Origin of the sequence: Diaphorobacter caeni (genome assembly GCF_015354245.1) — a bacterium.
Lineage (GTDB): Bacteria > Pseudomonadota > Gammaproteobacteria > Burkholderiales > Burkholderiaceae_C > Diaphorobacter_A > Diaphorobacter_A caeni.
Genome location: NZ_JADKYZ010000004.1, coordinates 357,721 through 382,866, shown reverse-complemented (window position 1 = coordinate 382,866; position 25,146 = coordinate 357,721). Strand labels below are relative to the sequence as shown.

The window sequence follows — 25,146 nt, the reverse complement described above, 5'->3', positions numbered from 1 at the left end:
CCCTCTTCTTGCCGGCTTATTTGATGAACATGTTGATGCTCGAGCGCAGGCACAGGCCGTCGGGTCCGCAGGTTTGTGCGGTGTCCTTTTCGGTGGCTTGGGCGTTCACTTCGTGGTACTCGGTGCAGCCCACGGTGGAGACGTCGAGTGCCGATGTGGCGCTGCCGCCCTTGGGGCATTGCGTGTCGATGAAGCGCGGGTACCAGTAAGCGGAGTTCTGGCGCGTATCGGTGGGTTTGCTGGACAGGTCGGCGTATTTCGCGCTGATCGTGGTGAAGTCGGTGCCCAGCAGCAGCGTGTCCGCTTTCGCATCCGACACGAAGCATGGAATCTGGGTGATCACGGCGGTTGAGCCGTTCGTTCTGGTCACGGTACTCACTGGCGACGTGACGCCATCGCACTTCTTGAGCGGATAGGCGTGGGTCAGGATCACGCGCTCGCCTTCGCGCAGCGTGCCATCGGCGACTTCATAGAGGCGCTGGTTTTCAAGCATGTTGGCGGTGATGCGCGACTCCATCGTGACGCCGCGCATGGCCACCACGCCCAGCAGCAGCACCAGCAGGATCATGATCATGGAGACGATCAGCGCGGCGCCATGCTGACGCTGGCGCTGAAGCGCGCGGCCATGCCGAAGCGGGGTGGAAAATGGAGCGGCTTTCATGGCATCAGATTTCTCAGAGTGAGGCTTCCAGAGGCCAACTGATAGAGCTGGCTTCCGTCGGCATTGCACGATGTGGCGGTGCCACCGGCTTCGGCCCAGCGCGAGCAGACAGTCGACGCCATGCCCTGCGTGACCTTGCCGGTGCTGTTCATGAGGATGGCGTAGCGCAGCGAGCGGATGACCTCGTGCGATGCGGGAACCGCCGTCTTGTACGCGGAGACATGCCGCCCCTTGGAGGGATCACTCATGTCGTCGATGCCGAATTCGAAGTGCACGTCGCGGACGCCATCGGCCACCTGCACGGCGCTGGTGGTGGCCTGGCCGGACTGGCAGACCAGAGAGCCGTCGGAGAGCGTGTAGCGCTCCACGAACAGGCCGGTGCCGGCTGCGGGCGGCACATAGGGGCCGGCGAACGCGCCCAGGCCCGCGGCCGCTCCACCGCAATCGGTCTCGGCGTCGTCGCGCGCCTGATAGCGCAGGCACAGCGACTTGTCGTCGGGCGCGTAGATGGCCTGGCCTACGTCGAACTGGCAGGCGTTCGTGGCGTTGGCTGCGCCATCGGCGGGGAAGGCTTCCGCAATGTCCTGAGTGGGATCGCGGCGGTACCCGGCCTTGGTGAGCTCGTTGTCGAGCACGTTCAGCGCGTAGCGCGAGTTGTTCAGGTTCTCGCTCTGTCCGACGCGGAAGTTGACCGTGGAGAGACCACGCACATAGATGGTCGTCGCGACCAGCACGATGAAGAGGCCGATGGCGATCGACACCATCAGCTCCACCAGCGTGACGCCGCGCTGCCACGCGCGGGCCGCGCGGCTGGTGGGCTGTGAAGGTCTTGCGCGCATGATCGCCTCAGAGCCGCGAGCGCAGCGTAAAGGTGCAGAACTCATCGTTCTCTCCATCTTTGTCCAGACATTGACCCTTCTTCATGGGCCAGGCCACCGTGACGGTGATGATTCCCGCGCTGGTGGCAGTCACCGAAAATTTCTCCAGAACGTCGGTGTTGGCTGCAAGCTCCGGCATCAGCGTCTTGGCGCGCTCGCCCCAGCAGCCCACGCGCTTGGCGGCCTCGGTGCTGAGCGGCTTGCAATCGTTCGGCGTCACCGAGGGCATGTCGTCACCGGCCTGCTTTTCGTAGCCACCCAGCTTGTCCTTGGGCAGGCCGTTGGCTTCGAGAATGTTGGCGGTGTCGCTGCGCATGGTCTCGAGCAGCTCAGTGGCCACCATCGACGCCATCTGGCGGCGCTCGGTGTCCATCGTGAAATCGACTGAACGCACATGCATGCCCGCCGCGCCCAGCAGACCGAGCGTCACGACGAGCACGGCGACCAGCACTTCGATGAGACCGGCGCCGCGCTGGCGGGAGGGAAGGGGAGAATGAGGAACTGGCATGGATCGGTCGCTCCGGATGGATCAGCAGGTGCTGCCTGCGGGCTTGCGCTCCTGGCGCACCAGACCCGCACGGGTCACGGAAATGCACTGCACGCGCGAGGCATGCGGAGCCGTCAGCGCGAGTCCGTAAGGCGGGTCAGCCAGCGAAATCAGCTTGGCCGTGCCGGTGGAGTCGAACTTGACGCCCGCTGCGGAATTGGCCGTCGGGGTCACCACCACGCTGTCGGGCAGGACGACCTCGCGCAGCACGTCGCTGCCGAGCTTGGCCGACCAGGTCTGGGAGGCGGCGGTCAGGCTGGCCTCCGAGCGCTTGTAGATCGCCTCGGCGCGCACGTACTGCAGCAGCGTCTGCAGTTCGGACGCCGAAGAGCTCACCCGGCTGTTGGCGATGGCCGTGGTGAAGGAAGGTGCCGCCAGCGTCGCGAGAATGGCGACGATGGAGATCACGACCATCAGTTCGATGAGCGTGAAACCTGCAGTCCGGCGCTGTGCTGCGAATCCATTCATGGTGTGCGGAGCCAGCCCTTGAGCCAGCCTGTGATGTTGCGGTTTAATTGATTACTATTGATACATAGTCTTCAATACTTTACGCATCCGCTTATCTATCGCACATACCGGTTATCGGTTGCCGGTGACCGATTGTCACTGCGCATTGAAAAAATGACGTCAATTAATAATATTTATAAATTGACTTGCATCAGATCCGGTTTGTCCGATCTGGACACGTCATCGCATGGAAGGCCCGCGTGAGCGGCGGCGTGAGAATTCCCGCAATGGAGACATGTGGACAGGGCGGAATGGCGTGGGATGGCTTGGATATCCCAGTGCAATGCACAGGGTGCGAATGGGTTATGAACAGTGTTGTCCACACTGCTGGCGGAGCCCAAGGGGGCTGAGGTCCCGCCGACGGACGCTCGATCAGCTCTCGCTCAGGAGGCGGAGAGCCAGAAAGGATCAAGCATGCGCCACGTGGTCATGGCACTCCGGGAGGCCTCGACCCTGTCCTGCAGTCAGGGCGTCACGAACTGCGGCGCCGCGTTCAGCGCATCGATTTCCGTTTCATGCTGCTCGCTTTACGCCACGCGCTGCTGAAGATGCTCGCCGCAGTCGCCACTCGCACACCCACGGATTTTCACCAGTTGGTGCATTTTTGCGGGTGCATTCGCCAGCACCTGTTGTTCAATGGATAAACACTGCTTATGCACATGCTTATCTACATGGTTATCCCGGGGTATCCCACTCTGTGGCCATCCCAAGCAGGCCCCAGGTCCAATTCCACCCCTATGTGGACAGATTCGCAGAAGTCACTTCCCACATAGTTATGCACAGATCGGTTGGGTTGATATTCTTCTGTTCATTTCAAGCATCCGGCTCGCGGAATGCGATTGCAATTCATTGATATGAAAGGAAAATAGGAGATTGACGATTTGTGAATTCGCTGTGGGAAAAATGGACAAAGCTGTGGAAAAGGCTGTTGATTTTTCAGGCGCGTACTGGGTTTGCACACAGCTGTGCGCTACCCGGTGACGGCATCCCAGTTCAATCCGAATTTGTGCAGGTACTTGCGCAGGCGATCCGCGTCGTTCGCCACCGCCTTGTGCTCGCGAGACTTGTCGAACAAACGGCGCCCCGCCTCTGACAGCGTGCGCGATTGGCGGCAGACCTCGATGACGGACTGCAGCTGCAGTCGGTCAAAGCAGTCGAGCGCGGCGAGCCGGGCTTCGGGCAGCAAGTCGGCCAGATCGACTCCGTCGGTCTGTGCGCTTGAGGCGGGCGGTTCGCCATCCGCGTGCTGCCACAGCCATTGCAGGCGGCTGATCTCGGCCTGCACCTGCTCGACCGAGATGCGGCCACCCTCGGCCAGCGTGGCAAGGCGGGTGACGCTGGCGGCCAGGTCGCGGAAATTGCCGGACCAGGGCGCATCCGTGGAGTTGGCGAAGCGCAGATAGGCGGCGCGCGCCTCGGCGTTGAAGCGCACGTTGCGGCCGATCTCGGTGGACGAGCGCGCGAGCATGTGGTCGACGTTGGGCTCGATGTCTTCGGGCCGGTGCGCGAGCCCCGGCAGCGTGTAGGCCCAGAGGTTGATGCGCGCGAACAGGTCTTCGCGAAAGCGGCCCTCGGCCACGTCCACGCGCAGATCGCGATTGGTGCCGACGATGAGCTGGAAGTCGCTCGAGACCTCCTTGTCGCTGCCCATCGGGAAGAAGCGCTTTTCCTCCACCGCTTTCAAAAGCATGGCCTGCTCGTCGAGACCCAGCTCGCCGATTTCGTCAAGAAACAGCACGCCCTGGTGGGCTGCGCGCAGCAGTCCCGCGCGGTCCGCCGCCGCGCCGGTGAACGCGCCCTTCCGGTGGCCGAACAGCGTTGAAGCCGCGCCGTCGCCGCGCAGCGTCGCGCAGTTCACTTCGACGAAATCGCCGTCGATCTGATGGCGTGCCTTCTTGAGCTCGTACATGCGCCGCGCCAGATGCGACTTGCCCGCGCCGGTGGGGCCGGTGAAGAGAATCGGCGCCTTCGAGCGCACCGCCACGCGCTCGATCTCTTCGATCAGCTTGTTGAAGCGGGCGTTGCGCGTGGCGATGCCGCTCTTCAAGAAATCGATGGCCTCTTCCTTGGCCTGCGTGAAACGCTGCGCGAGCCCGTCGTAGCGCGAGAGGTCGAGATCGATGAGCGCCAGCTCGCCGGGCGCGCCGGCCTTCTGTTTGCGCGGCGGCGAGGTCTGCAGCAGCACGCCGGGAATCTGGCGTGACTCCACCATCAGGAACATGCAGATCTGCGCGACGTGCGTGCCGGTGGTGATGTGCACCCAGTACTGCTCGTTCTCGGGATCGAATCGGTAGTTGCGCGCCCAGTCGTAGAGGGCCGCGTACATCTCGCCGAAATCCCAGGGGTCGCTCACCTCCAGCGGCACGAGGTTGACCTCGGTGTCGGGCGACACATTGGCGATGTCGGCCACCAACTGGTTCGCGAGCGTCATGTATTTGCGCGAATAGATCAGCTCGAGGCGGTCGATCAGCCGGTCCTCATGCTGGACCAGCGACACCGTGGGCCGCCACTTCTCCCAGCGCCCCGCGCCCAGCCCGGAGTCGAGCTGGGTGCCCATGAAGCCGATGGCGACGGTCTTTTTGGTCATATTCAAATTTCTAGAAGACTAGACAAAATTCTAGCCTTGTCAGAAAGCCGCGCTGATGAAAATTTGCGCAAAAAATACATTTTTGAAAATAACTGAATCAAATCAATAGCTTGTGGTGATTTTGTTGTCGCGATTGAAAAGTTGGCACACCCGTTGCAATGAAGAAGGCACAGACGAACTGAATGAATCAACAACAACCCAACCAACGGTGAAATGAACCACTAAAGCAAGAAGGAAAGGAAAGTCATCATGGTCTTCAAGCAACTCTTCCCCACCCGCAAGGGCGCCGCGCTGCCTGCGGTCGATGCGCTGAACCGCGAAGGTTCGGCGGCATATGCCTACAGCCCGCGCCACCAGCTCGCGCAGATCGCGGTGACCGGTTGCCTTGGCCAGACTTTCTACGCCAGCGCCGAGAACCAGCTCGATCAGCTTCTGGATCTGACCCGCACGGTCGACGAGGCCTTCATCGCCAGGACGGCGGTCTATGCCCGCGAACGCGGCTACATGAAGGACGTGCCCGCCACGCTGGCCGCGATGCTCGCCGCGAAGGATGTGGAGAAGCTCTCCCAGATCTTTCCGCGTGTGATCGACAACGGCAAGATGCTGCGCAACTTCGTGCAGGTGCTGCGAAGCGGCGCCATGGGTCGCAAGTCCATGGGTTCGCGTCCCAAGAAGCTGGTGCAGAACTGGCTGCTGACCGCGACGGAAAAGCAATTGCTGAACGCCTCCGTGGGCAACACGCCATCGCTCGCCGATGTGGTGAAGATGGTTCACCCCAAGCCTGCAGAAAGCTGGCGCGCCGCATGGTTCGCATGGCTGATCGGCAAGCCGTTCAACGAGGCCGATCTGCCGCCCATCACCCAGGCGTTCGAGCGCTTCAAGCGCGACAACGCGAACGGTGTGATCTCGACCGATGTGCCCGATGTGCCGTTTCAGATGCTGACCGCACTGACGCTGTACAGCAAGCAGTGGGCCGAGATCGCGAAGAACGGATCGTGGCAGATGGTGCGTCAGAACCTGAACACCTTTGCACGCAACGAGGTGTTCAAGCTGCCGGGAATGACCGAGCTGATCGCCGCGAAGCTGCAGAACGCCAATGCCGTGGCCAAGTCCCGCGTGATGCCTTATCAGCTGCTTGCGGCTTTCAAGGCGAGTGACGAGAAGGTGCCTGCCGCCGTGCGCAACGCGCTGCAGGATGCGATGGAGCATGCGATCGCCAACGTGCCCGGCTTTGCCGGCCATGTGGTGGTGTGCCCCGACGTGTCCGGTTCGATGAGCAGCCCGGTGACGGGTTACCGCGCCGGAGCGACGACGGCGGTGCGCTGCATCGACGTGGCGGGGTTGATGGCGGCGGCCGTCCTGCGCAAGAACGGCAACGCACGTGTGCTGCCGTTCGAGAACAAGGTGGTGAAGCTGGAATTGAACGGTCGCGATTCGGTGATGACCAACGCGCAGAAGCTGGCGAAGATCGGCGGCGGTGGAACCGACTGCAGCGCGCCATTGGAGATGCTCGCCAAGGAAAAGGCGGAGGTGGATCTGGTGATCATGGTCTCGGACAACCAGTCCTGGATGGACGGTGTGAACCGCGGCGCGACGCAGACCATGCTGGCGTGGGAGCGCATCAAGCAACGCAACCCCAAGGCGAAGCTGGTGTGCATCGACATCCAGCCGTACGGAACGACGCAGGCGATGGAGCGTGACGACATTCTGAATGTCGGCGGATTCAGCGACGCGGTGTTCGATGTGGTGGCCGCGTTTGCCGCTGGCAAGCTGGGCACCGCACACTGGGTGGGCGAGATCGAAAAGATCGTGCTCACCCCGCAGTAAGAAGTGACTGATCGACTGATCATCCGTCGCTGACGAATGCGGATGGGACTACAAACCCACTGTCAGGTCTCATCAAGTCCTGGTCGTCAGCGGCGGATGTTCACAACAGGAAGGAATTTGAGGTTTGACGCGAATGCATGCAGGACTACAAAGGATCGCCAGGGGTTCGAATCCCCAGCCGGGCAACCGGCCTCGGCTATGTCTTGCAAATCCTTGTCGCGTCTCTTTGTTGGAAAGAACCGTTTTGATGGTCTGACCATGAATGCAGGTGGAACTACATTTAATTTCGTTGTCGCGGGTTCGAGTCCCGTCAGCGCCTCGCTAGAGGTCTGTAGCTCAGTGGGTAGAGCCCGAACACGTTTCACCGATTCCTTGTCATGGTCAGGCAATCACTTCGAACTGACAACACAGAAGTAAGGAGACAGAAAAAGTTTGAAGGTCCTGCGGCGAATGCAGGTGGAATTACAGCTTTGGGTGCTCGTGATGCAGGTTCGAGTCCTGCCAACGCAAGTTGTAGCTCAATCGGATAGAGCACGAAAAATTTCACCATCACTTGTCGTTGCGGGGCTTTCCATCCTCTGGAAAACGAATACGGGCATGCAGGCACAGAAGGGAGCGCCACTGCCAAAAATGATTGTTATACATGCCGGCAGTCCGGGTAACACCGGGCGGGGCGGGCAAGTCGGTTGACGAGCAAGGTTGAGGATGCAGGTGCTGGCTCCGATGACGGGTCTGTCACTGGCGCGCGTTTCCAATCGTCGACTGGGCCAGCGGAGTAAAGCACCCTGGTCGCCCTGTTGATGCGGGTTCGAATCCCGTCGTGTCCACCAATGGTGGCATCGACCGAAGTGACGATGCCAAGTGAAAGCAGAAGAGAGTTTTTGAAGAAGCAGTTTTGGATGCCCTGCCGCGAATGCAGGTGGAATTACAGCCTATTACGCTCGTGGTCGCGGGTTCGAATCCCGCCGGTCGAAGGACCGTAGCTCAGCCTGGTCAGAGCACGAAAAGATTTCACCATCCCTTGTCGCGGTGGGGCAGCCATTCAAATGCCTTGATTGAGTACGATTGAACAAAGAAGGAAAAGAAGAAATGTCCGACAACGAACTGAACTACAACGTGGCACAGGTGACCAATGGCGTGCCGATCAAGATGTGGACCAAGGGCGTGCCCGTGGAAGACGAGGCGCGCAACCAGCTCGCGAACACGTCGCGTCTGCCCGTGGTGTTCAAGCACATCGCCGCGATGCCCGACGTGCACCTGGGAATCGGCGCCACCATCGGCTCGGTGATTCCCACGATCAAAGCGATCATTCCTGCGGCCGTGGGTGTGGATATCGGTTGCGGAATGATGGCCGCCAAGACCACGCTGCGCGCGCATGACCTGCCCGATAACCTGGGGCCACTGCGCTCTGCCATCGAACGCGCGATTCCGCACGGCTTCGCACCCAAGAACCGTGGACGCGATCCGGGTGCGTGGGATACGCCGCCCGACGCGGTGGACGCGGCATGGGCGGGGCTGGTGGATGAGTTCAATCAGCTGACCGAGCTGCATCCGCGCCTTGCGAACACCAACAACCGCAAGCATCTGGGAACGCTGGGTTCGGGAAATCACTTCGTGGAAGTGTGCATCGATCAGAACGATTTCGTGTGGTTCATGCTGCACTCGGGTTCGCGTGGAGTGGGCAACGCCATCGGCAACCATTTCATCGAACTGGCGAAGAAGGATGCCGAGCGCAACATGCGCAATCTGCCCGACAAGGATCTGGCGTACTTCGAGGAAGGCGCGCAGTACTTCGGTGATTACGTGCGCGGGGTGTCCTGGGCGCAGAAGTTCGCGATGAAGAACCGCGAGGTGATGATGACCAACCTGATCGCCGCCGTGCGCAAGGTGATCTCCAAACCGTTCGAATCGCATGTGGAGGCGGTGAACTGCCACCACAACTATGTGCAGAAGGAACACCACTTCGGTGAGGACGTGTTCGTGACGCGCAAGGGCGCGGTGAGCGCCAAGCGAGGCGAGATGGGGATCATCCCCGGAAGCATGGGCGCACGAAGCTACATCGTTCGCGGCCTCGGAAATCCCGAGAGCTTCGAGAGCTGCAGCCACGGCGCGGGCCGCGTGATGAGCCGTACCAAGGCCAAGAAGATGTTCACCGTGGCCGATCAGATCAAGGCGACCGAGGGCGTGGAATGCCGCAAGGATGCCGATGTGATCGACGAGATCCCGATGGCCTACAAGGACATCGATGCGGTGATGGAGGCGCAGAAGGACCTGGTGGAGATCGTGCATACGCTCAAGCAGGTGGTTTGCGTGAAGGGTTGAACGGAGAGAGCTGTTAGTCGGCTCTCTCCATTTCAGAAATGAAAAGGAGAAAGCCAGATGCTTTCCGAAAAGTTTGAAACTGGTGTCAAGGAATCCGTTCTCAGCGCGCATCCCGTAAACGCCGAGATGCGCAGGGTCGTGGACGCGCAGCTCTCCGCGCTGGAGCGCGAGCACGATGTGACCGTGCTGTTCGCCTGCGAATCCGGCAGCCGTGGATGGGGATTCGCATCGCCCGACAGCGACTACGACGTGCGCTTTGTCTACGTGCATAAGCTCGACTGGTATCTGCGCACGGACGCGCGGCGCGATGTGATCGAGCTGCCGATAAGCGATGAGCTCGACGTGAGCGGCTGGGAACTGCGCAAGGCGCTGCAATTGATGCGCGCCTCCAATCCGGTGCTGCTCGAATGGCTGCGTTCGCCCGTGGTGTATCGCGAAGAGCGCGCATGGGCCGAGCGGCTGCATGCGCTCTCCACGCGCCACTACTCTCCCGTGCGGGCGCATCACCACTATCTCTCGATGGCCAGGAAGACCATGCGCGCGCACCTGCGTGACGAGGACGAGGTGGTGAAGTACAAAAAGTACTTCTACGCGCTGCGGCCGCTGTTGGCCGCGCGTTGGGTGCGCGAATGCGCGGGCGTGCCGCCCATGCGGTTCGCGGAGCTGGCTTCGCGGCTGTTGACCGATGCCGAGTTGCTGTGCGAACTCAACGCGCTGCTCGATAGAAAGATGCGCGCGGGTGAAGCGATGACCAGTGCGCCGTGGAAAGGCATACATGCCTTTCTGAAAGCGGAGCTTGCCGAGGCGATGCGCTACGCTCCTGTACAGACGGGCGACAAGGTGTCGGCCGACGCGGCCAATGCGTACTTGAGGGACGCTGTGCTGCATTTCGATGACTCCATGCAAGGCAAGGGAAACATGCGATGACCAGTCCGATGGAAACATGCGCCGAGATCAACGGGTATCTGCGTGCCTACGCCGAGTGGAATCAGCCCGAGTCGAATCTGGTGTACACCTTCACGCTGTCTCATGAGGGCGTGGGTTCGCTCGATCTGGCGTTTGCGCGGGACTTCTATGCCAGCGTGGCGAGCGTCACGGCGTTCGAGCTGCAACCGCAATGGCAGGCCATGGTGTCCACGCTGGCTCGCAAGTGGCTGCTGGACGGTTGGACCCCAGCGCGTCTCAAGCGAATGTCTCTGGGTTGCGAGGATGGCATTGCCGATGTGGTCGCGGCCCTGGTGGCGAGCGTGGAAAAGGCCATCGATCCTGTCCATGCGGCCGTGCCTGCGTACGGTTTCGAGCGAGGCAAGCGATACCAATGGTATGAGTCCAGCTGGGATGACTTGTGGCTAGTGAACGAACGTGCTGAACGCTATCTTCTGCACTTCGGTGTGAGCGACTAGGAGCGGACATGAAGAGCAACAAGCAACGTCGCGCCGAAATCAAGTTGGCGCGAATGGAACGTGCTGTACAGCAAGCGTCGAATCGGGTGAAAGACGGGCGGTGGACGTCGGGTCATGTGCTTGCCGATACGACGCTGCTGGCGCGCATCAACAACACATGTGGGCAGCTGCCGGCGCACTATGTGGATACGGCCTTTCGCTGCTGCGACTGTGACTCGCAGGAGGTGTGGACGGCAAAGCAGCAGAAGTGGTGGTATGAAGTGATTCAGGCCCCCATTGAGAGCCGCGCGGTACGCTGCCTCGCCTGCCGTCGCAAGCGGCGTGAGGCGTTGACTAAAGCACGGTCTGGCGCAGGCGCAAACCTGCTTCGCGAAGAAACGGCATGGCTGCGTTCGGTAGATCGCCAGATGCGCGATGCGGAGACCGTGCAGCGCGTCGAGGCTGCGCTGCAGAGCAAATGGACGGGCATCCGCAAGGTCGCCATCGAAGTGCTGGGACGTTGGCGTCGACCACGCGATGCGGCGGTGCTGCGAGCCATCCTGCAGGACGAAACCATCGACGCTTACGATCCCATGCGGCGCGCGGCGGCCGAGTCGCTGGTTCACCTGCTGGTGCATCCGGACGACGATGAATGGGTCATGCAGGTCTTTGTGAGGTTGTCGTATGCAGTCTATGCACTGGCTCCGTTTGTCGGAGCCATTGAGGCCCGTACTGTTGATGCCTTCGTGAAGGCCGAGCTGCAGCGTGATGATGCCCAGCGTCTCTACCATCTGTGTCTGATGCTGATGTATTCACACCGCCAGCCGAATGCCGGCCTGTGGGCGGCGTTGAAGGCCCATCCATCAAGCGCGGTGGCAGGGATCATTCCCTATGTCGAGAGAAGGTTTCAGACCGGGTAGATGCCTGCGCGATACCCGCAACCAAGAATAACGAGATGAATGATGAACAATGCAAAGTCGATTGAAATTGACGGCTCCTCCGGCGAGGGCGGCGGCCAGATCCTGCGGACATCGCTCGCGCTCTCGGTCATCACGGGAACGCCCTTTGTCCTGGAAAATATCCGCGCCAAACGTGCCAAGCCCGGACTCATGCGCCAGCATTTGACTTGCGTGAACGCTGCTGCGGCGATCTCCGGCGCGCAGGTCGAAGGCGCAGCGCTCAATTCGCAGCGCCTCGTGTTCACGCCGGGCAAGCTGCAGTCGGGCGACTATGAATTCGTCATCGGCTCTGCAGGCAGCTGCACGCTGGTGCTGCAGACCGTCTGGCCTGCGTTGCTGTTTGGTGAAGGTACAAGCCGCATCACGATCAAGGGCGGAACGCACAACCCGATGGCGCCGCCGTTTCAATTCCTCGACTTGAGCTACGCGCCGCTGATGCGTCGCCTCGGCGCGCCTGTGCAACTGGAACTCAAGCGCCACGGCTTCTACCCTGCAGGTGGTGGCGTGATCGAGGCGGAGATCAGCCCCGCTGCCGCGACACTCGCGCCGTTCGATCTGCTGGAGCGCGGCGCGCTGCGCGAAAGCTATGCGGAATGCCTGTGCGCTGCGATTCCGCGCTCTGTGGCGCGGCGCGAGCTGGAAGAGCTGCGCCTGCAACTGGGCTGGCAAGAAGACCAGATGCGTCAGGGCGAAGCGCGCCAGAACGAAGGCCCTGGCAATGCACTGATGGCCATGCTCGCGTACGAGAACGTCTTGGAGGTGTTCACGCGCCTTGGCGAAAAGGGCGTGAGCTCGGAGCAGGTGGCGCGCTCACTGGCTGGCGAAGTGCGCAAGTTTCTGGCGGCCGATTCGGCGGTCGGGCCTTATCTCGGCGATCAGTGGGCATTGCCGCTCGCGTTGGCCGTGTGGCGGACAGGGCGCGGCGCGAGCTACACGTGCAGCCCTCTGACGCAGCATGCGCGGACGAATTTCGAGGTGATTCAGCGGTTTCTGCCGGTGCGCATCACGGAGCAACAGGTTTCGACGGAATCGCGCACGCACCGCGTTCAGGTGGGGTGTGCGTGAATGGTGCCAGTCGTCCGCGACGGCTGGCATTCCACGGTTCAGAAAACGGCCTCAATCAAGAACGGCCCCTTGCGCTTGAGCGCCGCGCGCACCGCGTCGCCGAGTTCGGCGATGTTGGTGGCGCGCACGGATTCGATGCCGCAACCCTTGGCGATGCCCAGCCAGTCGAGCGCTGGGTTGTCGAGGTCGAGCATCTGGCGCGCGTTCTTGCCGGGGGTGCCTGCGCCCACGCTCTTGAACTCGCCCTTGAGGATGGCATACGTGCGGTTGGAGAGGATGATGTTGAGCACGTCGAGCTGCTCGCGCGCCTGTGTCCACAGGCCCTGCAGCGTGTACATCGCGCTGCCGTCGGCCTGCATCAGCACGACCTTGCGGTCGGGGCATGCAACGGCCGCGCCGGTGGCCAAGGGGATGCCGTTGCCGATGGCTCCGCCGGTGATCTGCAGGTAGTCGTGCGGCGCAGCCTGCATGGTGTGGCGGAAGAAGTCGCGGCCCGAGCTGACCGATTCGTCGCAGACGATGGCGTTCTCGGGGATCAGCTCGGCCATGGCCTGGGCGAAGGTGAGTGCGTTGATCGGCGTGGCCGTGCTCCAGCTCAGTTGCTCGCCGGCTTCAAGATGAGGCTGGGCGATGAGCGATTGGGGCTTGCCGTTCGCGCCCACGGCTTCGGCCAGACGCTTAAGTGCCTGCAGCGCATCGCCGCCGAGGGGGCAGAGCGTGATGACCTCGCAGTTCGCGGGCAGCATGGAGCCCGGCTTGCCGGGATAGGCGAAGAAGGCCACGGGGGCCTTCGCGCCGATGAGGATGACGCGTTGATACGGCGCGAGCAGCTTGAGCGCGGCGTCCACGTTGTAGGGCACGCGCTCGATGGAAACGCGGCCACGGCCGCGCTGGGTGCGGGCGTTTGATTGCTGGGCGAGCAGGTGCGCGCCGGTGCGCTCGGCGATGCGCTGCGCGAGGGCAAGCGCGTCTTCGCGCAGCGCGCGGCCCGAGAGCATGATGAGCGTCTTGCCGTCCTCCTTGGAGGCCAGCGCGCGCACGCTCTGGCGCAGGGCCGCGTCGTCGAGCTGCAGGGATTCGGCTGGTTTGGCCTTGACGGTGGCGACCGAGGTCTCGGACCAGGCCGCATCGGCCGGGAGAATCAGCGTGGTCACGCCGCCGCCGAGGGTGGTGGACTGGTGGATGGCCTCGGCCGCCTGCTGTGCGACATCGCCCGCATGGCGCACGCGGCCCACCCATTTGGACATGGGGCGCGCAAGCGATTCGATGTCGCTGGTGAGCGCGGCGTCGTAGTGAAGATGGTAGCTTGCGTGGTCGCCGACGATGTTCACCATCGGGGTGTTCGCGCGGCGCGCGTTGTGCATGTTGGCAAGCGCGTTCGCCATGCCGGGGCCGGTGTGCAGCAACGTGCATGCGGGCTTTTCGGCCATGCGCGCGTAGCCGTCGGCCGCGCCGGTGACCACGCCTTCGAACAGGCCGAGGATGCAGCGCATCTGCGGTTTGCGGTCAAGCGCGGCGACGAAGTGCATCTCCGACGTGCCGGGGTTGGCGAAGCAGACGTCGATCTGGTTGGCGAGCAGCGTGTCCACCAGAACATCGGCGCCGTTCTGCGTGGGTTGGTCGGGGGTGGAGGAAGGGGCGTTGTCCATGGTTCGAATCCGGCCTCGCATGAAGCGTTGTAAGTGGGTTGCGTGTCGCGCTGTCGTTGCCGATGATGCCGCAGGCCGGGCCACATGGAGGACATGTGGCCCGGCCTGTGGTCACTTGTCGACCACGATCTTGTTGTCGTCGATGACCTTCTTCCAGATCTGGCTGTTGGTCTGTATGAGCTTGACCATGTCGGCGCGCATCACCTCGCTGGGCTCGGCGCCGAGCGCGGCGACCTTGGCGCGGTAGTCCGGGTTGTGGATGATCTTGCGGCTCGCGTTGGTGAGTTTGTCGATGATGGGAGCGGGCACGCCCTTGGGCACCATCAGGCCGAACCAGCTGTAGAACACCAGATCGGGATAGCCGCTTTCCTTGAACGTGGGCACGTTGGGCGATGAGGGAATGCGCTCGGCCGTGCTGACCGCGATGCCGCGGATCTTGCCGCCTTCGAGCTGCTTCATCATCGAGGGGTACTGGTCGACGAGCGCGGTGACCTGCCCGCCGAGCACGGCCGGCAGAAATTCGGCCACGCCCTTGAACGGCACGTGCATCCAGTCGATGCCCGCAGTGGAGGCGAGCAGCGCGCCCGAGAGGTGGTTGGACGAGCCCACGCCTGGCGTCGCGAACGAGAGCTTGCCGGGGTGCTTTTTCGCTTCCCGGATCAGATCGTCAAGCGACTTGATCGATGATTCCGCACTCACGCCGTAGACGACGCCCATGCGGCCCATCACCGCGATCTGCTCGAAGTCGGTCTGCAGGTTGTAGGGCAGCGATTTGTAGAGATGCGGCGAGACCTCGAAGGTGCCCGCGTTGGACTCACCGAGCGTGTAGCCATCGGGCACGGCCTTGGCCGTGAGCGAGGTGCCGAGCTGCCCCGCCGCGCCGGGCTTGTTCTCCACCACCACGGACTGGCCGAGTTCACGGCCGAGAAACTCGCAGAAGTTGCGCGCCATGAGATCGGCCGTGCCGCCCGCAGGGTAGGGCACGATCATCTTGAGCGGACGATTCGGGTAGTCGTCGGCCGCATGGGCGGGCGCGGTCGCGGTCGCCACAGCGAGCCATGGCAGCGCGAGCATCAGGGCGCTGGAAAGAACACTACGTCTTGCACATCTCCACATGGACAGTCTCCTTGGTTGTTGTGTGACTTGCGAAATCTCCTCACGTCATGTTCGGCTTGGCCCGCGCCCCGCGCTTCATGCGGGGTCAGTTGGCATAGCCGGAGACGAATTCCTTGGCGGCACCGGTGGCGGGATCGAACACATGGCGGCGTACCTTGCCGATGTCGGCGCCGTACACGTGGATGCTGATCGACACGCGGTCGTCGAACGCGTTGATCACCTGATGCACGTCGCCGATGGTGGGCGACACCGCCTCCACCGAGCCGGGCTCCAGACGCACCTGTTCGGTGGCGGTGAGCGTGCCGGTGTTCTCGTCGCGTTCGAAGGACTGCGATATCTCGGCGTTGCGCAGCATGCCGATCAGGCCCCAGACGGTGTGGTCGTGAATCGGCGTCTTCTGGCCGGGGCTCCAGACAAAACTCACGACGCTGAAGCTGTCATCGGGCGCGCGGTGCAGCAGATACTGCTGATAGAACTGCGGATGCGGCGCCGCGTGGCGCGCGTCCAGCCAGTCGTCGTGCCTGACCAGCTCGCCCAGCAGCTTCGCGCCTTCGTCGAGAATGCGGGGCTCGTTGCGGCCGGCCTCGCTGGTGAGCTGCGTCATGGCGGCGATGAAATCTTCGAAACGCTTGTGCATGGGGGCGAAAGGTCCTGACGGTTGATGTGGTTGATGCCGTTGATTCGGCGAATGTGTGAATTCGGGGCTCAGTTCCCCGTGTATACCGGCTGGCGCTTTTCCTTGAAAGCGGTCATACCCTCACGGTAGTCGGCGCTCTCCTCGATCATCTTCAGCTGGCGCATGGTGCGCGCCATCTGTTCGGAGGGGCCCTTGCTCAGCACTTCCTCGTTGACGAAGCGCTTGAGCGTGGCCAGCACCATGGGCGACATCTTCGCGAGCTCGTGCGCCATCTTGAGCGCGGCATCCACCTGCTCGCCCACGGGCGTGATCTCGTTGACGAAGCCGATGTCGAACGCGCGGCGCGCCTCCAGCGTGCGGCACAGCAGGATCACCTCCATCGCCACATGGTGCGGAATGCGCGCGGCGAGGCCCGAGATGATGCCGCCGGTGAAGCCCACCTTGGCCTCGGGGTAGTAGAACTTGGAGGACTCCGACGCGACGAGCAGGTCGGTCATCATCGCCAGCACCAGCGCGCCGCCCACGCACCAGCCGCTGACCGCGCCGATGATGGGCTTGTCGGTCTGAAAGCCCACGGTGGGAATGCAGCGCCAGAGCTCAGGGAACTCATGCAGATCGGCACCGGCCGAAAAAGCTTCGTTGCCCGCGCTGGTGAGCACCGCCACACGCGTGCTCCTGTCTTCGTCGAAGCGGATGAACGCATCCTGCAGCTCGCGCACCACGGTCGCGTTGAGCGCGTTGCGCTTGTGCGGGCGGTTGATGGTGAACAGCACGACGCCATCGCCCTTGTCCTCGACCAGCAGGGATTCGTATTGCGACATGGTGGGTAGTCTCCTTCGTTGTGTCGTTGTTGGCAAAGAGTCGTGTCGTCAGCGGATCTGCAGCCGCGCGTCGACCGCGATGCAGCGCTCGCGCGCGACCATCAGCGGGTTGATGTCGAGCTCGAAATCCGCAACGCGCAGATCGTTCGCCAGCCAGCTCACGCGCACGATGGCGTCGATCACGCCGTCGCGGTCGAGCGTGCGGCCCCGGTAGCCGTTCAGCAGATGGCCAATGGGCAGCGCATCGAGCGCCGCGCCCACGTCCTGCGCAGCCAGCGGGGCCGAGGCCACCACGCGGTCGGCCAGCAGCTCGACCAGCACGCCACCCGCGCCGAACACCACCATCGGGCCGAACTGCGGATCGGAGCGCGCGCCGATCAGCAGCTCCACCTCGCCCTGCGCCATGGCCTGCACCAGCACGCCTTCCAGATGCGCGTCGGCCTTGTAGGCGCGCGCGTTGGCGATCAGGCGTGCGTAGGCGCTGGCGGCTTCGTCGGCGCTGCGGAGGTTGAGCGCGACGCCACCCGCCTCGGTCTTGTGCACGATGTCGGGCGAGACGATCTTCATCACGACCGGAAAGCCCATCGCGGCGGCGGCGTCCGCTGCATCCTCCGCCGATGTGGCGAGCCGCCCGGCATTCACCGGCAGTCCATATTGCGCGAGCAGCGCCTTGCTGCGTGCCTCGTCCAGCGTGCCCCGAGGCATGTCGGCGAGTGGCCCGCATTGCGAGGGACGCTCCGGCGTGCGGCGCGGCTGCCAGTCGCTGCGGCGCTTCCAGCCCGCAATGGCGCGTGCCGCTTCCAGGCTGGATGAAGAGAACGCATACCCGCGCGCGGCGAGCTTGTCGCGCATGCCCTGCGAGGTCACTCCGGCCTCGAACACGTAGATCACGGGTTTGGATGTGGCCGCCGCATCGGCGCGCGTGCTCACCTCCACGAGCCCATCGACCCACTCCTGCGGGCACATGGACGAGGTGACCAGCACCACGTCGGTGTCGTCGTCGGCGTCCATCGCGGCAAGCGTGGCCTCTGCCACCACTTTTGGGTCCTGCGTGCTGCGCGCGCCCAGATCGACCGGGTTGTCGGCCTGTCCTTTGGGGTAGTGCGGCGCGAGCGCGGCGCGTGTGGCGTCCGCGAAGCTCGAAAGCGCCACGCCTTGGTCGGCGAGCGCATCCGCGCCGAGCGCGCCGCCGCCGCCCGATGGTGAGACGATGGCCACCTTGCGCACGGCGCGCGTGGTGTCGCGCCACATGGAGTTGGCCAGTAGCAGCATCGCGCCCATGTCGTCGAGCAGCGTCACGCCTTCCTCGCGGCACACGGCCTCGAACACCGCGTGGTCACCCGCCACGCTGGCCGTGTGCGAGAACGCCGCAGCGCTGCCAGCACTCGAGCGTCCCGCCTTCACCGCAAGCCAGGGCTTGCCTGCGGCGGCGGCACGGCGTGCGGTGTTGCGAAAGCGTGTCGCATGCTTCACGCCTTCGATATAGGTGCAGATCACGCGCGTGGCGTGGTCGTCGATCAGGAAGTCGACGAAGTCGCAGAGCTCCAGATCCGCCTGATTGCCCACCGAGAAACCATGCGTGAAGCCGCCGCCCATGGCCCATGCACGGTCAAAGTAAGTGGTCATGAGCGCGCCGCTCTGACTCACGAAGCCGATGGGTTGCGAAGGAATGCGGTCGATCTCGAGGATCGGCGATGAGCACAGCACGAGCTGGTGGGGCGCGCTGACCACGCCGAGGCAATTGGGGCCCATCACGCGCATGCCGTGGCGCGCGCTGATTTCAAGCAGTTGCCGCTCGCGTGCAAGCCCTTGTTCACCCGCGTCCGAGAACCCTGCCGAGATCACCAGCGCAGCGCGCGTGCCCAGCCGTCCGGCCTGCTCGATCTGCTCAAGCACCTTGTCGGCAGGCACGGTGAACACGACCAGATCGGGAGCGCCCTCGAGCTGATCGAGCGAGGCGCAGGCCTTCAGCCCGAACAGCTCGCCGCGCGCCGGATTGATGGGCAGCACCCGGCCCGCGTAGCGGTGCTTGAGCAGCATGCGAAGCAGTCGCCCGCCGAACTTGGACTGGTCCTCCGACGCGCCGAGGAGCGCGATGGACGCGGGATTCAGAAAGCGGCTCACCGCTGCCGACGCGCCATCGCCCTGCGGCCGATTCCGTTGTGCTTGTTCTTTCATCACTGCCGACACGCTGCTGTCTCCTTGCCGTTGAGGTGGGGGCGGGAATGGACGGGTCCACTGCGTCACTGGCTCAGGTTCACCTTCTTGAGCAGATCGCCGTAGTAGGTGCGGCTGGTCTTGATGTCGCGGGTGTATTCGGGTCCAGGCTTCCAACCGGCGGACAGGCTGATGTTGCCGAAGCGCTTGCGCGTCTCGGGCTCCTCCAGGATCTCGCGCTGCGCCTTGGCCAGCTTGTCGACGATGGGTTGCGGCGTGCCTGCGGGAACGGCGATGCCCCAGAATCCCTCGAACGGCAGCGTCACGTCGAAGCCCGCCTCCTTGGGCGTGGGCAGGTTGGGCAGCTCGGGATTGCGCTCGCTCGCGAAGGTGACGATGCCTTTGGCGCGGCCGCTCTTGACCGCCTCCAGACCCACGCCGTCGATCAGAAAATCCGTGTGCCCGCCGAGCATCGCGGTGAGGGAATCGGCGGAGCCCTTGAAGGGCACGTGCAGCATCTCGAGCTTGGCGTCCTTCTTCAGAATCTCGCCGGCCAGATGTCCGCCCGATGCCACGCCCGCCGAGCCCCAGCTGAGCTTGCCGGGGTTCTTGCGCGCGTAGTCCACGAACTCCTGCAGCGTGTTGACAGGCACTTCGTTGCGCACCGCGAGCACCGGCAGATAACCGGCGAGGGAGCCCACGAAGGTGAAGCTCTTGACCGGGTCATACGGCAGATCGTTGCGCAGGTGCGGCAGCACGGTGAATGCGGTGCTCGTGGCCAGCAGCAGCGTGTAGCCATCGGGCTTGGCGCGCGCCACCACGCCGGTGCCCAGCGACGTCGTGCCACCGGGCTTGTTCTCGATGACGATGGTCGCGCCGAGCTTCTGGCGCAGACGGTCCGCGTAGATGCGCGCCAGGTTGTCGCTGTTGCCACCAGGCGGATAGGGCACGATGAACACGATTTCTTTGGCCGGATAGCTGCCGGCCTCCGTCGCGTTCGCCGCACTCGGCACTCCGGACCACATGGTCAGCGTGGCCAGCGCCGCAGCGCCCAGACTGCCGAAAACCCCTCGTCTTGTCGTCCTGTCAAACCCCGTCATGCCTGGTTCCCTTTCACAGTGGATCTGGTGATATTCCAATATTTGGAATGCCGTTCTTCAACTGAATCGAAAATTGGCCGAAGTCTCCTTCGGCCTCTGGCTGCAGCGCAAAACGATCGAAATCAATCCGGGTGTCGATCGATGGCGCAACTATACGGGCAATGAAAAAAGAGTGTCAATGCGGATTCCGAGCATGCTCATGCGCAAATCGGATAAGCACAGCCGTGCACCGCCTCCGCGACGATCCACGTCGTCATGGCCTGCCAAACCGCTGCGTTCAAGCAGTTTTCGGATGAAATTCTGCGAAGATGGGCCTTGCAAAGTCGGCCCGCGTCGCGAATGTTCTTGACCGTCGCGCGGGCTTGCATAGAATTTGTTGGATTCGATTTTTTAGAAACGACGTTCCATATATTGGAAATATGAGTGTGAGGCAGCCGCCTCGCACCGACCTGACCTGACCTGACCTGACCACCGAGCCCGAGGAGATCCATTCCATGAACATGAGCAGCAGCACCTCCGTTCTTCCACTGCAGGGCGTTCGCGTTCTCGAACTCTGCAACGTCGCCGCCGGCCCGTTCTGCGGCATGCTGCTGGCCGACATGGGGGCCGACCTCATCAAGATCGAGAATCCCACGGGGGGCGACACGCTGCGTACCTGGCCGCCCATCACCGACGGCTTCAGCGAGAACTTCGCCTCGCTCAACCGCAACAAGCGCTCGATCACCCTCGACCTCAAGTCGCCCGACGACATCGCCAGTCTGAAGGAGCTGGTGCGCACCGCGGATGTACTCATCGAGAACAACCGCCCCGGCGTGATGAAGCGCCTCGGCCTCGACTTCGACACGCTGAAGGCCGTGAATCCGCGCCTCCTGTACTGCTCGATCTCGGCCTACGGACAGACCGGCCCGCGCGCCAACGAGGGCGGCTTCGACCTCACCATCCAGGCGATGAGCGGCATCATGAGCGTGACCGGCGAGGCCGGTGGCGCGCCCGTCAAATGCGGCGTGCCGCTCAGCGACTTTGCTGCGGGCCTCTACGGCGCCTACGCCGTCGCCGCCTCGCTGCGCCACGTGCAGCAGACCGGCGAGGGCGCGCACCTCGACGTGCCCATGCTCGGCACCTCGCTGGCCATCGCCGCGCTGCAGACGTCGGAATACTTCGGCAGCGGCCGTGACCCCGGCAAGCTCGGATCGGCCCACCCACGCAACGCGCCGTACCAGGCGTTTCGCTGCAGCGATGGTTACTTCGCGATGGCGGCAGGCAACAACGCGCTGTGGCGCTCGGTGACGGAAGTCGTCGGCATGCCCGAGCTGCTGGACGACGAGCGCTTCACCTCCCCCACGCTGCGCGCCAAGCACCAGGTCGCGCTGCGCGATCTGCTTGAAGTGAAATTCCTGCAGCACAACGTCGGCCACTGGCTCACCGCATTCGCGGGCGTCGGCGTGCCGAGCGCGCCGATCAACAGCTACTCGCAGGTGCTGCAGGATCCGCAGGTCGAGCACATGGACTGGGTGCAGAACATCACGCTGCCGGGCGACAACGTCACCAGAACCTTTGTCTCGCCCATCAAGATCAACGGCCAGGGGCAGCCCGTGCGCATGAACCCGCCCGCGCTCGGCGAGCACAACGGTGAAGTGCTCACGGCGACCGCATCCGCCGACAGCAAGGTCGCCGCATCATGAGCGAGACCGGCACTTCGAGCGCGACCTCCGTGCTGCTGATCGACAGGACGCCCACGCACTGGGCCCTGACACTTAACCGCCCCGAGAAGCGCAATGCGTTGTCCGCCGACTTGATCGAGGCGCTGCTTGCGGCCGTGCATGAGGCCAAGCAGGCGCAGGTGCCATTGCTCGTGCTGCAAGGCGCGGGCGCCAACTTCTCGGCGGGCTTCGACTTCACGGACTTTGAAGAACAAAGCGAGGGCGATCTGCTGCTGCGCTTCGTGCGCATCGAAGCCCTGCTCCAGGAAATCGCCTACGGCCCCTTCGCCACGCTGGCCCTCGCGCACGGCAACAACTTCGGCGCAGGCGTGGACCTGTTCGCCGCGTGCCGCCATCGCTGGTGCGCGCCGCAAACCAGATTCCGCATGCCCGGCCTGAAGTTCGGCCTGGCCCTCGGCACCCGCCGCCTCGCAGGACTGGTGGGGGAAGGCAACGCGTATTCGCTGCTGGAAACGACGGCGACGTTTGACGACGCACATGCGCGCGGGATCGGCTTCATCCAAGGCACGGCAACGCAGGAAGAATGGCCCGCGCTGATCGACAAGACCTCCGAGAGCACCCTGTCGCTGCCCCCCGCAAGCCGCCAGTTCCTGCGCGATCTGACCCGGGATGCGGCGCACCGCGAGGGAGACATGGCAGCGCTGGTGGCATCCGCCTCGGCGCCGGGGCTGAAGGAGAGGATCAGGGTGTATCGGGCGGGATGAGAGTGAATCACGTGCATGGCATTTGAGTCCTCGCCCTGCTGTCACGTGGCATCATCTTATGCTAGTGGGTGCTTGCCATTTATCGCGGGCTTCAGTAATTCCTCTGCGTTTGTCTTGTACATCTCAAGGAATTCAGCCAAGGACCGTGCCACCAGAACGGCTGATGAACTGTCCGGAGAATCAATCAGCACAGCGCTTGTGCCATCTCCGTTGTCCTTCAAACGGTAGCACCAACTGTTGATCATGTAGTCGGCGAACGGCACTCCGTGGTGCGAATTCACCCCATTCTCTTGTTCGATGCGGTCCAGTGGCCAAAGGCACCAAAGCTCCTTGTCCATTTCGTGCATACCGCCGATGCTGGAATACAGCGCCAATACGTCGGGCGTGGCGATGGCACCAAAACTTGAAAACACCTTCTGGACCGCGATTGCGGGGACCGGCTCTGCGAGGCGCAATCCCTCTGCTTTCCACTGAGTCACCAGTGCAATCAGCGCTTCCATGGGTACTCCTGTCCTGTAGAGGGAATTTGCTCCCTGCCTTGCGTGAGATTCAATACCCCCGGCTGAACCCCAACCTCCGCGACACCATTTCCGTCACCTCGATCAGCCGCGCTCCGCTCTTCTTGAGGCCTTCCACTTCAAGCCGTTCCGCAGGGCCTGAAATGCCCAGCGCGGCCACCACGTGGCCCGACGCGTCGCGGATCGGAGCGGCTGCGCCGACGACCTGGGCGCGCCATTCGCCGGTGTTGATCGCGTAGCCGAATTGGCGGATGTCTTCGAGCTGCTTGCGCAGGTCGCCGAAGCGGACGATGGACTTGTCTGTGTGGGGCTTGAGCTTGGCTTTCACGACGCCTAGCACTTCCTCGTCGGCCCAGGCGAGCATGGCTTTGCCGGTGGCCACGCATTGCGCCGGGGCGCGGCCGCCGACGGTGGTGTAGGCGCGCACGGGCTGGGGGCTGTCGATCTTTTCGATGTAGAGGACTTCGGCGCCGTCGAGGATGGACAGGTGGACGGTTTCCTGCGTCTCTTCGGCGAGCTGCTTCATGAAGGGCAGGGATTCGAGCCGCACGTCGAGCTTGGCGGAGATGCGCGAGCCGAGCTCCCACATCTTCATCGTGAGTTCGTAGCGGTTGGTCTCGGCGTTCTTGCGTGCGAAGCCCTGATGGACCAGCGCCTGCAGCAGGCGGTGCACATTGCTTTTGTTGAGCAGCAGCTGCGATGCAAGCTCGCTCACGCCAGAGCCCTTGTCATTGCGGGCCATGGCTTCGAGGAGCACCAGCCCTTTGATGAATGTCTTGTCCAATGTAGCCGCGCTTGTTGGTGGAACTTGGCGCGATTCTACTGAACGGCCGGCGCAGAAAAACTGCGTCGCTGCAGGGCTCAAGAAACGGGCCCTGCAGCAGTTCCGTGGATTCAGGCGGTCAGCAGGCCTTGCTTCTCGATGAAGGCCACGACTTCATCGAGGCCCGCGAGCGTCTTCAGATTGGTCATGACGAAGGGCTTGAGCTGGCCCTTGGGGCCGGTGCGCATGCGTTCGGTGTCGCTTTTCATCACGTCGAGATTCGCGCCGACGTACGGAGCGAGGTCGGTTTTGTTGATCACGAAAAGGTCGCTCTTGGTGATGCCGGGGCCGCCCTTGCGCGGGATTTTTTCACCGGCGGCCACGTCGATCACGTAGATGGTGAGGTCGCTGAGTTCGGGGCTGAAGGTGGCTGCCAGGTTGTCGCCTCCGGACTCGATGAAGATGATGTCGGCATCGGGGAACTCGCCCAGCATGCGATCGATGGCTTCGAGGTTGATCGACGCGTCCTCGCGAATCGCCGTGTGTGGACATCCTCCGGTTTCCACGCCCATGATGCGCTCGGCGGGCAGCGCGCCGCTGATGGTGAGCAGGCGCTGGTCTTCCTTGGTGTAGATGTCGTTGGTGATGGCGACGAGGTCCCATTTGTCGCGCATGGCCTTGCAGAGCATTTCGAGGATGGTGGTCTTGCCCGAGCCCACCGGGCCGCCGATGCCTACGCGCAGCGGGGGCAGCTTCTTGGTGCGGTGGGGGATGTGGTGCAGAGCGGAGGCGGTGGTGGTGTTCATGGTCTGTGATTCGATGGGGTGTTGGCCGGTTCGGAGATTACCGAGGTGCCGTAGGCGCGTTCGACGCGGGCGATGCGGATTTCGAAATGTTCGTACCAGGTTTTGTGTCCCTCGCGCTGAGCGATCATGTGCTCGGCGTTCTGCTTCCAGCGGCGGATGTCGGCTTCGCTCTGCCAGTACGACACGGTGATGCCGAAGCCCTCGGCGTCGCGCGTGCTCTCCGCGCCGAGGTAGCCGGGCTGTTCGGATGCCAGCTCGGCCATGCGGTCCGCCATGGCGGCGTAGCCCTGCTCGCCGGGCGTGCGTGACGAGCTGAAGATCACCGCGTAGTAGGGCGGCTCGGGCAAGGTGGTGGCGAAACGGGATGTCGTGGTGGTGTTCGTTCTCATGATGATGCGGGCTCCTGCCATGTGCATGGG

23 protein-coding genes are annotated in these 25,146 nt (G+C 63.2%); 8 read left to right on the top strand and 15 right to left on the bottom strand.

Annotation, left to right across the window (positions count from 1 at the left end):
* Window positions 1-16 precede the first annotated feature (16 nt).
* The 5 genes from ISG32_RS12560 to rtcR all read right to left on the bottom strand — a co-directional run bounded on the left by ISG32_RS12560 (window position 17) and on the right by rtcR (window position 5,180).
* Complete coding sequence (locus ISG32_RS12560; RefSeq protein ID WP_194771344.1) at window positions 17-661, bottom strand: pilus assembly PilX family protein; 645 nt, start codon at window positions 659-661, stop codon at window positions 17-19.
* Window positions 658-1,500, bottom strand: a complete 843-nt coding sequence (locus tag ISG32_RS12555; protein WP_194771343.1) for a prepilin-type N-terminal cleavage/methylation domain-containing protein — start codon at window positions 1,498-1,500, stop codon at window positions 658-660. Before ISG32_RS12555 ends, ISG32_RS12560 begins: the two co-directional genes overlap by 4 nt.
* 7 nt (window positions 1,501-1,507) lie before the next feature.
* Window positions 1,508-2,047: a type IV pilus modification protein PilV gene (pilV, locus tag ISG32_RS12550; protein WP_194771342.1), complete on the bottom strand. Its 540-nt coding sequence runs from the start codon at window positions 2,045-2,047 to the stop codon at window positions 1,508-1,510.
* Between the two features lie 21 nt (window positions 2,048-2,068).
* The gene (locus ISG32_RS12545) at window positions 2,069-2,554 is read right to left on the bottom strand and encodes a GspH/FimT family pseudopilin (protein ID WP_194771341.1); all 486 of its coding nucleotides are present in this window, start codon (window positions 2,552-2,554) and stop codon (window positions 2,069-2,071) included.
* A 1,009-nt stretch (window positions 2,555-3,563) separates the two neighbouring features.
* Window positions 3,564-5,180, bottom strand: a complete 1,617-nt coding sequence (gene rtcR / locus ISG32_RS12540) for an RNA repair transcriptional activator RtcR (RefSeq protein ID WP_194771340.1) — start codon at window positions 5,178-5,180, stop codon at window positions 3,564-3,566.
* 249 nt (window positions 5,181-5,429) lie between these two features.
* On the opposite strand from rtcR, the gene ISG32_RS12535 reads away from it, so the two are divergent.
* The 6 genes from ISG32_RS12535 to rtcA all read left to right on the top strand — a co-directional run bounded on the left by ISG32_RS12535 (window position 5,430) and on the right by rtcA (window position 12,735).
* Window positions 5,430-7,007 (top strand): vWA domain-containing protein, encoded by a 1,578-nt coding sequence (locus tag ISG32_RS12535; RefSeq protein ID WP_194771339.1) that lies wholly within the window; start codon window positions 5,430-5,432, stop codon window positions 7,005-7,007.
* A gap of 1,089 nt (window positions 7,008-8,096) precedes the next feature.
* A complete protein-coding gene (locus ISG32_RS12530) occupies window positions 8,097-9,329 on the top strand; it encodes an RtcB family protein (RefSeq protein WP_194771338.1) in 1,233 nt (410 codons plus the stop codon).
* Between the two features lie 57 nt (window positions 9,330-9,386).
* Window positions 9,387-10,256 carry a nucleotidyltransferase domain-containing protein gene (locus ISG32_RS12525; protein ID WP_194771337.1) on the top strand — a complete coding sequence of 290 codons (870 nt, stop codon included), beginning with the start codon at window positions 9,387-9,389 and terminating at the stop codon, window positions 10,254-10,256.
* Window positions 10,253-10,732: a hypothetical protein gene (locus ISG32_RS12520; protein ID WP_194771336.1), complete on the top strand. Its 480-nt coding sequence runs from the start codon at window positions 10,253-10,255 to the stop codon at window positions 10,730-10,732. Before ISG32_RS12525 ends, ISG32_RS12520 begins: the two co-directional genes overlap by 4 nt.
* Window positions 10,733-10,740: 8 nt before the next feature.
* Window positions 10,741-11,631, top strand: a complete 891-nt coding sequence (locus ISG32_RS12515; RefSeq protein ID WP_194771335.1) for a zinc-ribbon domain containing protein — start codon at window positions 10,741-10,743, stop codon at window positions 11,629-11,631.
* A 39-nt stretch (window positions 11,632-11,670) separates the two neighbouring features.
* A complete protein-coding gene (rtcA, locus tag ISG32_RS12510; RefSeq protein ID WP_194771334.1) occupies window positions 11,671-12,735 on the top strand; it encodes an RNA 3'-terminal phosphate cyclase in 1,065 nt (354 codons plus the stop codon).
* Window positions 12,736-12,773: 38 nt separating this feature from the next.
* Here the strand turns inward: rtcA and ISG32_RS12505 are convergent, their stop codons facing one another.
* The 6 genes from ISG32_RS12505 to ISG32_RS12480 all read right to left on the bottom strand — a co-directional run bounded on the left by ISG32_RS12505 (window position 12,774) and on the right by ISG32_RS12480 (window position 20,215).
* Entirely contained in the window at window positions 12,774-14,384 is a 1,611-nt protein-coding gene (locus ISG32_RS12505) for an acetolactate synthase large subunit (RefSeq protein WP_194771333.1), read from the bottom strand.
* A gap of 111 nt (window positions 14,385-14,495) precedes the next feature.
* Window positions 14,496-15,458, bottom strand: a complete 963-nt coding sequence (locus ISG32_RS12500; RefSeq protein ID WP_194771332.1) for a Bug family tripartite tricarboxylate transporter substrate binding protein — start codon at window positions 15,456-15,458, stop codon at window positions 14,496-14,498.
* 127 nt (window positions 15,459-15,585) lie between these two features.
* Window positions 15,586-16,137, bottom strand: a complete 552-nt coding sequence (locus tag ISG32_RS12495) for a cysteine dioxygenase family protein (RefSeq protein ID WP_194771331.1) — start codon at window positions 16,135-16,137, stop codon at window positions 15,586-15,588.
* 68 nt (window positions 16,138-16,205) lie between these two features.
* The gene (locus ISG32_RS12490) at window positions 16,206-16,958 is read right to left on the bottom strand and encodes an enoyl-CoA hydratase/isomerase family protein (protein ID WP_194771330.1); all 753 of its coding nucleotides are present in this window, start codon (window positions 16,956-16,958) and stop codon (window positions 16,206-16,208) included.
* 48 nt (window positions 16,959-17,006) lie between these two features.
* Entirely contained in the window at window positions 17,007-19,136 is a 2,130-nt protein-coding gene (locus ISG32_RS12485; protein WP_194771329.1) for an acetate--CoA ligase family protein, read from the bottom strand.
* Between the two features lie 65 nt (window positions 19,137-19,201).
* Window positions 19,202-20,215, bottom strand: coding sequence for a Bug family tripartite tricarboxylate transporter substrate binding protein (locus tag ISG32_RS12480; RefSeq protein ID WP_194771328.1), 1,014 nt, complete (start codon window positions 20,213-20,215; stop codon window positions 19,202-19,204).
* A gap of 494 nt (window positions 20,216-20,709) precedes the next feature.
* Between ISG32_RS12480 and ISG32_RS12475 the strand changes: the two genes are divergently transcribed.
* Together ISG32_RS12475 and ISG32_RS12470 are read left to right on the top strand one after the other, a co-directional pair.
* Window positions 20,710-21,897 carry a CaiB/BaiF CoA transferase family protein gene (locus tag ISG32_RS12475; RefSeq protein WP_228529772.1) on the top strand — a complete coding sequence of 396 codons (1,188 nt, stop codon included), beginning with the start codon at window positions 20,710-20,712 and terminating at the stop codon, window positions 21,895-21,897.
* On the top strand, window positions 21,894-22,640 hold the full coding sequence (locus ISG32_RS12470) for an enoyl-CoA hydratase/isomerase family protein (protein ID WP_194771327.1): 747 nt from the start codon (window positions 21,894-21,896) through the stop codon (window positions 22,638-22,640). The genes ISG32_RS12475 and ISG32_RS12470 overlap by 4 nt, the downstream gene beginning before the upstream one ends.
* A gap of 56 nt (window positions 22,641-22,696) precedes the next feature.
* Here the strand turns inward: ISG32_RS12470 and ISG32_RS12465 are convergent, their stop codons facing one another.
* The 4 genes from ISG32_RS12465 to ISG32_RS12450 form a co-directional block, all read right to left on the bottom strand.
* Window positions 22,697-23,140, bottom strand: a complete 444-nt coding sequence (locus ISG32_RS12465; protein ID WP_194771326.1) for a hypothetical protein — start codon at window positions 23,138-23,140, stop codon at window positions 22,697-22,699.
* Between the two features lie 49 nt (window positions 23,141-23,189).
* Window positions 23,190-23,942, bottom strand: coding sequence for an IclR family transcriptional regulator (locus ISG32_RS12460; RefSeq protein WP_194771325.1), 753 nt, complete (start codon window positions 23,940-23,942; stop codon window positions 23,190-23,192).
* Between the two features lie 110 nt (window positions 23,943-24,052).
* The gene (gene ureG, locus ISG32_RS12455; RefSeq protein WP_194771324.1) at window positions 24,053-24,727 is read right to left on the bottom strand and encodes an urease accessory protein UreG; all 675 of its coding nucleotides are present in this window, start codon (window positions 24,725-24,727) and stop codon (window positions 24,053-24,055) included.
* Complete coding sequence (locus tag ISG32_RS12450) at window positions 24,724-25,116, bottom strand: antibiotic biosynthesis monooxygenase family protein (protein WP_194771323.1); 393 nt, start codon at window positions 25,114-25,116, stop codon at window positions 24,724-24,726. The genes ureG and ISG32_RS12450 overlap by 4 nt, the downstream gene beginning before the upstream one ends.
* Window positions 25,117-25,146: the final 30 nt, after the last annotated feature.